Annotated in this window: 4 protein-coding genes; all 4 read left to right on the top strand. The window is 34.0% G+C overall.

The genetic code is table 11. The annotated features are described in order from the left end of the window. Nucleotides 1-594: prolyl oligopeptidase family serine peptidase (locus B3J44_RS21415; RefSeq protein WP_286971328.1), on the top strand; the 594-nt coding region annotated here is incomplete at its 5' end. Nucleotides 595-649: 55 nt separating this feature from the next. Then, the gene (locus tag B3J44_RS21410; protein ID WP_286971326.1) at nt 650-1,996 is read left to right on the top strand and encodes a cytochrome P450; all 1,347 of its coding nucleotides are present in this window, start codon (nt 650-652) and stop codon (nt 1,994-1,996) included. Continuing rightward, nucleotides 1,993-2,919, top strand: a complete 927-nt coding sequence (queG, locus tag B3J44_RS21405) for a tRNA epoxyqueuosine(34) reductase QueG (protein ID WP_286971324.1) — start codon at nt 1,993-1,995, stop codon at nt 2,917-2,919. Before B3J44_RS21410 ends, queG begins: the two co-directional genes overlap by 4 nt. A gap of 526 nt (nt 2,920-3,445) precedes the next feature. Continuing rightward, the coding region (locus B3J44_RS21400) for a hypothetical protein (RefSeq protein WP_286971322.1) at nt 3,446-7,398 on the top strand (3,953 nt) is incomplete at its 3' end.

Below are 7,398 nucleotides of genomic sequence, written 5' to 3'. Positions count from 1 at the left end.
AATAAAGGATTTGTTGTTGCTAATGTTGATTATCGTTATGCAAATGATAGTGTTTCAGCTAAAGATTTATTAGCAGATATTGATGCTGCTGTTAGTTATGTTTCAAAAAAATCTGGTAAGTATGGTTACAGCAAAAATGGTTATCATATTGTTGGAATTAGTGCTGGTGCGCATTTAGCATTATTATACGGCTACACTAAAAAAAATATGAAATCTATAACGGCGCTGTGCGCACCTTCAAGATTAGATTCTCCTGAAGTATTAGAATTTAGAAAAAAGAACGGTCGTTTTGATATTATTGATAAATTAGCTGGAACTAAAATAGATTCTAGCGGAGACAATAGTGCAATAATTAAGATAAGTCCGTTTAGTAATATTTCAAACGTACCGACATTGTTAATTCATGGTGACGCGGATAATGTTGTTAATGTTAGTCAATCTCAAAATCTTTATAATGAATTAAAAAGAAAGGGCGTAGAAACAAAATTAATCATTAGAGAAGGTAAGGCACATGATGTTGGGATGAATACACCTGAAACTGAAATACAGAACATAAAAGATATTACAGAATGGATTGTGCAGCATAATAAGTAAATTTGATTAAAAAGATAAAATAAACATTACTGTTACTGCTTTAATTCTATTCAAGATGTCTGAACATATAAATTATAATTACCCAACCAGACTTTCAATATTGAGATTTTTTAAAGATGCTGAAGGTGTTCGAAGAAATCCAATTCCTTTTCATAAAAGATATTTTCAGAAATTTGGTGATTCTTTCTCTATTAGAATTGGTTTATCGAGGTATATAATTTTATCAAGAGACAATGAAATTGCGCAATATATTTTGGTCAAAAATCAGAGAAATTATAACAAGTCCAAATTTCAGTCTGTATATCTTTCAAAATATTTGGGAAAAGGGCTTTTAACTAGTGATGGTGATTTTTGGTTAAAACAAAGACGTCTTATTCAGCCTGCTTTTCATAAACAAAAGATGAATCAGCTGGTTGACAATATGAACAAAACAATTACTGCTGAAGTTGATAATTTAGATGAAAATAAATTTTTTGATGTCTTTCCAGCAATGAGTCAGCTTGCTTTTAATGTTGTTGCAAAGTCATTATTTGAATTTTCAATTTCGGAAGAAAAGCTTCATAGAATAAAATTCATTATAGAAGAAGTTCAGAAGTTTTTAGTTAAGGAAATCAGACTTCCTCATAAGGCATTTTGGTTTTCATTAAGCGGGCAAGTCAGAAAGCATTTAAATTTAGCAGAAGAAAATAATAATATTATTCAAGAAATTATTGAAGGAAGAAATGCTTCGAATGAAGAATACAACGATCTTCTCAATATGCTTATGGAAACCCGATATGAAGATACGGGAGAGAGTATGTCTATGCAGCAATTGATTGACGAAATTAAGGTTTTATTCATTGCTGGTCATGAAACAACAGCGAACGCTTTAACTTTTACACTTCATTTTTTGGGAAGATACCCCGAAATCCAACAAAAGATTTTTGATGAAATCACGGAGATAGAATCTCATACTGATAATGTTATTGAACAGCTTCAGAAAATGACTTATACCAATGCAGTTTTAAATGAATCAATGCGTTTGTATCCTCCTGCTTGGATTACAGATAGAGAAAATGTTGACGATGATTCTTTGACTGAATTTAAAATCAAAAAAAGCACATTAATTGGAATATCATTTTATGAATTACATCGCAATCCAAAGTATTGGGATAATCCAGATCAATTCATTCCAGAACGATTTTTAGGCGAACAAAAGAAAAAGTCAATGCAGTACTTTTATCCTTTTGGCGCTGGTCCAAGAATGTGCATAGGAACTGGTTTTGCTATTTATGAAATGTGTTTAGCAATTTCGCAAATTGTAAAAAAGTACGAGATTAAAACTAAAAACGAAACAGTTAATTTTAATCCTTTAGTGACTTTAAAGCCTGTTAACATTGAAGTTTCATTTTCAAAAAGATGAGTATTAATTCGAAAGAAACATATTCAAAGTTTATAAAAGAAGAAGCCAAAAAGCTTGGATTTCTTTCTTGTGGCATATCTAAAGCGGGGTTTTTGGAAAAAGAAGCTCCTCGACTTGAAAATTGGCTGAAGAACAATCGCAATGGTCAGATGGCTTATATGGAAAACCATTTTGATAAACGTCTTGACCCCACTTTATTGGTTGATGATGGTAAGAGCGTTGTTTCACTTTTACTGAATTATTATCCAGATTCTACACAAAACGAAGAAAGTTTTAAGATTTCTAAATATGCTTACGGACAAGATTATCATTTTGTAATTAAAGACAAATTAAAAGAATTTCTCCATTCGATTCAGGAAAATATTGGAGAAGTTTCAGGACGTGCTTTTGTTGATTCAGCACCTGTTTTAGATAAGGCTTGGGCTGCTAAAAGCGGCTTGGGTTGGATTGGAAAAAACAGTAATCTTATTACCCAAAGAGTCGGTTCTTTTTACTTTATTGCCGAACTAATTATTGATTTAGACTTAGAATACGATCATGCAGTTACAGATCATTGTGGATCTTGCACAGCTTGTATTGACGCTTGTCCTACTCAAGCAATTGTTGCTCCGTATATTGTTGACGGAAGTAAATGCATATCGTATTATACTATAGAATTAAAAGAAAATCTTCCTGCAGAAATGAAAGGGAAGTTCGATGAATGGATGTTTGGTTGTGATACCTGCCAAGACGTTTGCCCGTGGAATCGATTTTCTAAACCTCATTCAGAACCGCTATTTAACCCTAATCCAGATTTACTTTCTTTTACCAAAAAAGACTGGATGGAAATTACTGAAGAAACTTTTAAACAGGTTTTTAAAAACTCCCCTATCAAAAGAACCAAATTTGATGGACTAAAACGAAATATCAAGTTTTTACAATAGGGATTTTTGTTTAATGTTTATTGTTTGTTATTTATAGTCTTGATAATGAATGTTTTATTGTTTTAAGATTCCCTTTTTGCTGTTTTTTATTTCTTACGTTAAATTACTTATTTGTCAATAAATTCTGTAGGAATTTGAAAATATTCTAAATTTTTAAGAAAATTCTGCTATTTCATTGTCGTATTTTTATATTTTTTTGATTTTCAAGCTATGAACAGTTGTTAAAAACTGTTGTTTGACGATTTTATCTGCATTTTGTCGGAATAATGAGGATTGATTTCATTCCTCGATATACTTTCGCGCTTTCCAAATCTACTTAATTTAAAACCGGTAAGACTTTTATAGTCTTTAATTTACTATATGACAATGGTCTACATGATATCTTTTTTATATGTATGTCTTAAAAAAGCTGTTCTAAGCTTTTTTAAATCCATTTTCTATTTTTTCACGTATCTCATCAATATGCTAAAAAGGTTCATCCATTTTTTGGCATCCGAAATTTCTGTTCCACAAACCCAAGTTGTCTATGCGTAACTCTACTTTTTGTAAGTCTGGATTTTCTAGGCTAATCTTTTTTATTGCTTTTTTATTATTAACCGCACAAAATGTTTCGGCTCAATTCTATACCAAACATTTTATTGCGCCAGCTCCATGGCAGTATTTTAATGATGCTAATGAAATTGTTATAGCAACAAATTCTACAACTACTGTAAAGATTAGTGTATCAAAAAGTAATGGGACACTAGTTACCAACCTGACAGCAGTTAAAGGAACACCAGCTGTATACAGATTTGTTGGTACGCCTAGTACAACAAAAGCATATGCTTTTGATACTATTTTAAACGGCGCAGGATTAATTGTAGCAGCTGATGCGCCAGTATCTATTAATTTAAGAAACGTTGCTTCTGATGATTTGTCAGGCACTAATGTAGATAAGGATATTAAAGGAAATGCTGCATTAACTAGTTTTGGAGACGCAGGACTTGGAGTAAGATTTAGGATTGGATATTATAGGGATGGATCTTTAGGAAATTTTAATAGTTACGGCGATCAGCGTCCTATTTATAGTATTATGGCTACTGTTAATAATACAACAATAAAAATTAAGAATGCTGTTATAGCCACTTTAAATGCAGGACAGAGTTATTTATTTAAAGCACCAATAGGAACATTGGTTGAGTCTTCAAATCCAATTGTGATGAATACATGTGCGGCTATTGATACTCCTGGTGGTTGTGGAGATAGTGCCTATAATCAAATTCCTCCTGAAGCAGTTTTAGGAACTGAATATTTTATCGAAAGAGGTACAGGAAACGATATTGCAGAACAGACTACTGTAGTGGCTACAAAAGATGATACGAACCTTACTGTACAAAGTTTTACAACTGCGGGAGTTTTAGTTCCTAGTTTAACTAAAACAGTAAATTTAGAAAAAGCTGGTGATTTTTTCACTTTTGTAAATGGGGTTTCGGCTACAGATTTTACAACATCTCGAATTTCTACGGATAAAAGAGTTGCGGTCTTTTCTGGCACCGCACAAAAATGCGAGGTAGATATTTCGAGTATTGCACCGGTATCAGAATGTGGTGGTTCTAAGTTTGTTGAAACATCTAAATTTAAGGCCTATAAGTTTGGAACCTTAGACTATTTTGGATATATCCTTTTAAGAAGTAAAGATGAGGCTGTAACTATAAATGGTGTTAAAACTACTAATATTTCTGGGATTGCACCTCGTTATCAAATCGGTTCAACGGGGTGGTATATTATAAATTTTAATAGTGTACAAATAGGTAGCCCAGAATTTCTTACCATTGAAAGTGAATCCAAATTAACCGTTTCAATAGTTCAACAATCCGGAGGATTTTCCATGGCGGGTTTTTTCTCAACTTTTGCTGCTCAGCCAGAGGATCCTACTTTAACATATATTGAAGGTGGGGGATGTGTAAATAATTCTGCCAAATTAACAACACAATCAGGCTATGAGCCTTATCAATGGTATTATAATGGAACAGCAATTAGCGGAGCTAATTCTGCTATTTATACTGCAACAAAAACAGGAAATTACTCGGTATCTTCTACCTTAGTATGTGGAGCTCAAACTCCATCTAAAACAGTTGCGGTAACTTTATGTACTGATTTAGGAATTACTAAAACTGTTGATAATGCTACACCTTGTATCGGGTCTAATGTAGAATTTACGGTTAAGGTTAGTAATTTAGGTGGGAATAATGTATCTGGAATTTCAGTAACTGATTTGCTTCCTTCTGGTTATACGTATGTAAATTCGGCACCCTCTGTTGGCGTGTATGATGCAACAACAGGAATTTGGACTATTGGTGATGTGGAGGCACAATCTTCGATGACATTAAAAATTGTTGCGACAGTAAATGCATCTGGAAATTATACAAACACAGCATCATTACCAAATGGAGTAGACACCAATACAGCAAACAATTCTGCGAGTGCGGCAGTAAATCCAAAATCTGCAAATCTTGTTGTCACAAATCCAGCTTCAGTTTGTGCGCCTTCAACTGTAAATTTGACGGCTTCTTCTGTAACTGCAGGAAGCTCTTCAAACCTAACACTTTCTTATTGGACAAACTCAGGTGCAACAACAGCATTATCTTCACCGAATGCTGTTACTGCTTCAGGAACTTATTACATAAAAGCAGTTTCTGCTGATGGATGTACATTTGTAAAGTCAGTTGTGGTAACAATTAATCCGCAACCATTAACTCCAAAAATTAATGGAAACGCGACATTATGTGTAACTTCAGCTTCTACAGTTTTAAAGGCAGATAATACTGCCGCTTCATATAATGGAACCTCTTATTTATGGTCAACTGGTGCTACTACACAAAGTATAACGGTTACAACTGATGGAACATATACTCTTCAAATAGTAAATAGTTCAGGTTGCGTTAGTAATAGCTCAGCCCCTGTTACAGTTAATTTTTCACCAGCACCTACAGCTTCTGATCAAACATTCTGTTCTTCAGAGAATAAAACTGTCGGAGATTTGATCGTAACAGGAAATAATATAAAATGGTATAGTAGTAATAGCAGTAATACTGTATTAGCATCAAATCTAACATTGACTAATAACACAGATTATTATGCCAGTCAAACTTTGAATGGCTGTGAAAGCTCAAGAACTAGAGTTCGTGTAACTGTAAATTCTAAATCCTCGGCTCCAATTGCTGTTGCGTCACAATCATTTTGTGCTGAAGATAATAGTACAGTTAATAATTTACAAGCGACAGGTACAAGTTTAAAATGGTATAATGTATCTTCAGGAGGTACTGCGCTTTTATTATCGCAACCTCTAACTAATGGAGATTATTATGTAAGCCAGACAGCAAATAGTTGTGGAGAAAGTGCAAGAACAAAGGTTACTGTTACGATAAATACAAGACCATCTGCGCCAACGGTTTCTTCTCAGGCATTTTGTGCAAATGATAATAAAAAAGTAAGCGATTTAACGCCTTCAGGAGCTGCTTATAAATGGTATAGTGCTGCTACAGGAGGTAGTTTATATTCAGGAACTGAAACTTTATCATCAGGGAATTATTATGTAAGTCAAACAAATGACTGTGGAGAGAGCACAAGAACTACAGTCTCCGTAACAGTAAATAATACCCCTGCCCCTGCAGCTTCTGCTCAAACTTTTTGTTCTGGAGAATTGAAAAAAGTAAACAATTTACTTCCATCAGGAACAGCATATAAATGGTATAGTGCAAATACAGGCGGGACTTTGTATACAGGAAGTGAAACACTTACAACAGGAACTTATTATGTTAGCCAGACAACAAATGGATGTGAAAGTTTAAGAACAGCTGTAAATGTAACTGTAAATCAAACTCCAGTAGTACCTTCAGCATCAACACAAACTTTCTGTTCATCAGAAAATAAAAAAGTAAAAGATTTAGTTGCAACAGGATCTAACTTAAAATGGTATGATTCAAGTGCAGGAGGTACACAATATTCAGGAGACGAAACTTTAATTTCAGGTAATTATTATGTAAGTCAAACTATTAATAGTTGTGAAAGTACAAGGCTTTTAGTGTCTGTCACTGTAAATCCTACACCGACAGCACCTTCAATTTCAGCAGATGGAGCAACAACTTTCTGCCAAGGAGGTAGTGTAACTTTGACTTCTACAGGAGGAAGCAGTTATTTATGGTCAACAGGAGCAACAACACAATCAATTATTGTATCAGCTTCAGGAAATTATAGTGTTAAAGCATCTAATGCTTCAGGATGTTATAGTGCATTTTCAACAGCAACAACTGTTACGGTAAATGCTATATCATCAGCACCGACAGCTTCAGCGCAGATTTTCTGCTCTTCAGACAATAAAAAAGTAAGCGATCTGTCTCCGTCAGGAGCATCATACAAATGGTACAGCGCCAATACAGGCGGGACTCTGTACGCGGGAACTGAAACTCTTGCGACAGGAACGTATTATGTAAGCCAGAC

Source organism: Flavobacterium sp. UBA4854 (assembly GCF_002399805.1).
In the GTDB taxonomy this organism is placed as follows: domain Bacteria; phylum Bacteroidota; class Bacteroidia; order Flavobacteriales; family Flavobacteriaceae; genus Flavobacterium; species Flavobacterium ginsengisoli.
The sequence above is the reverse complement of the archived record's forward strand: the minus strand, read 5'-3'. Positions and strand labels throughout refer to the sequence as shown.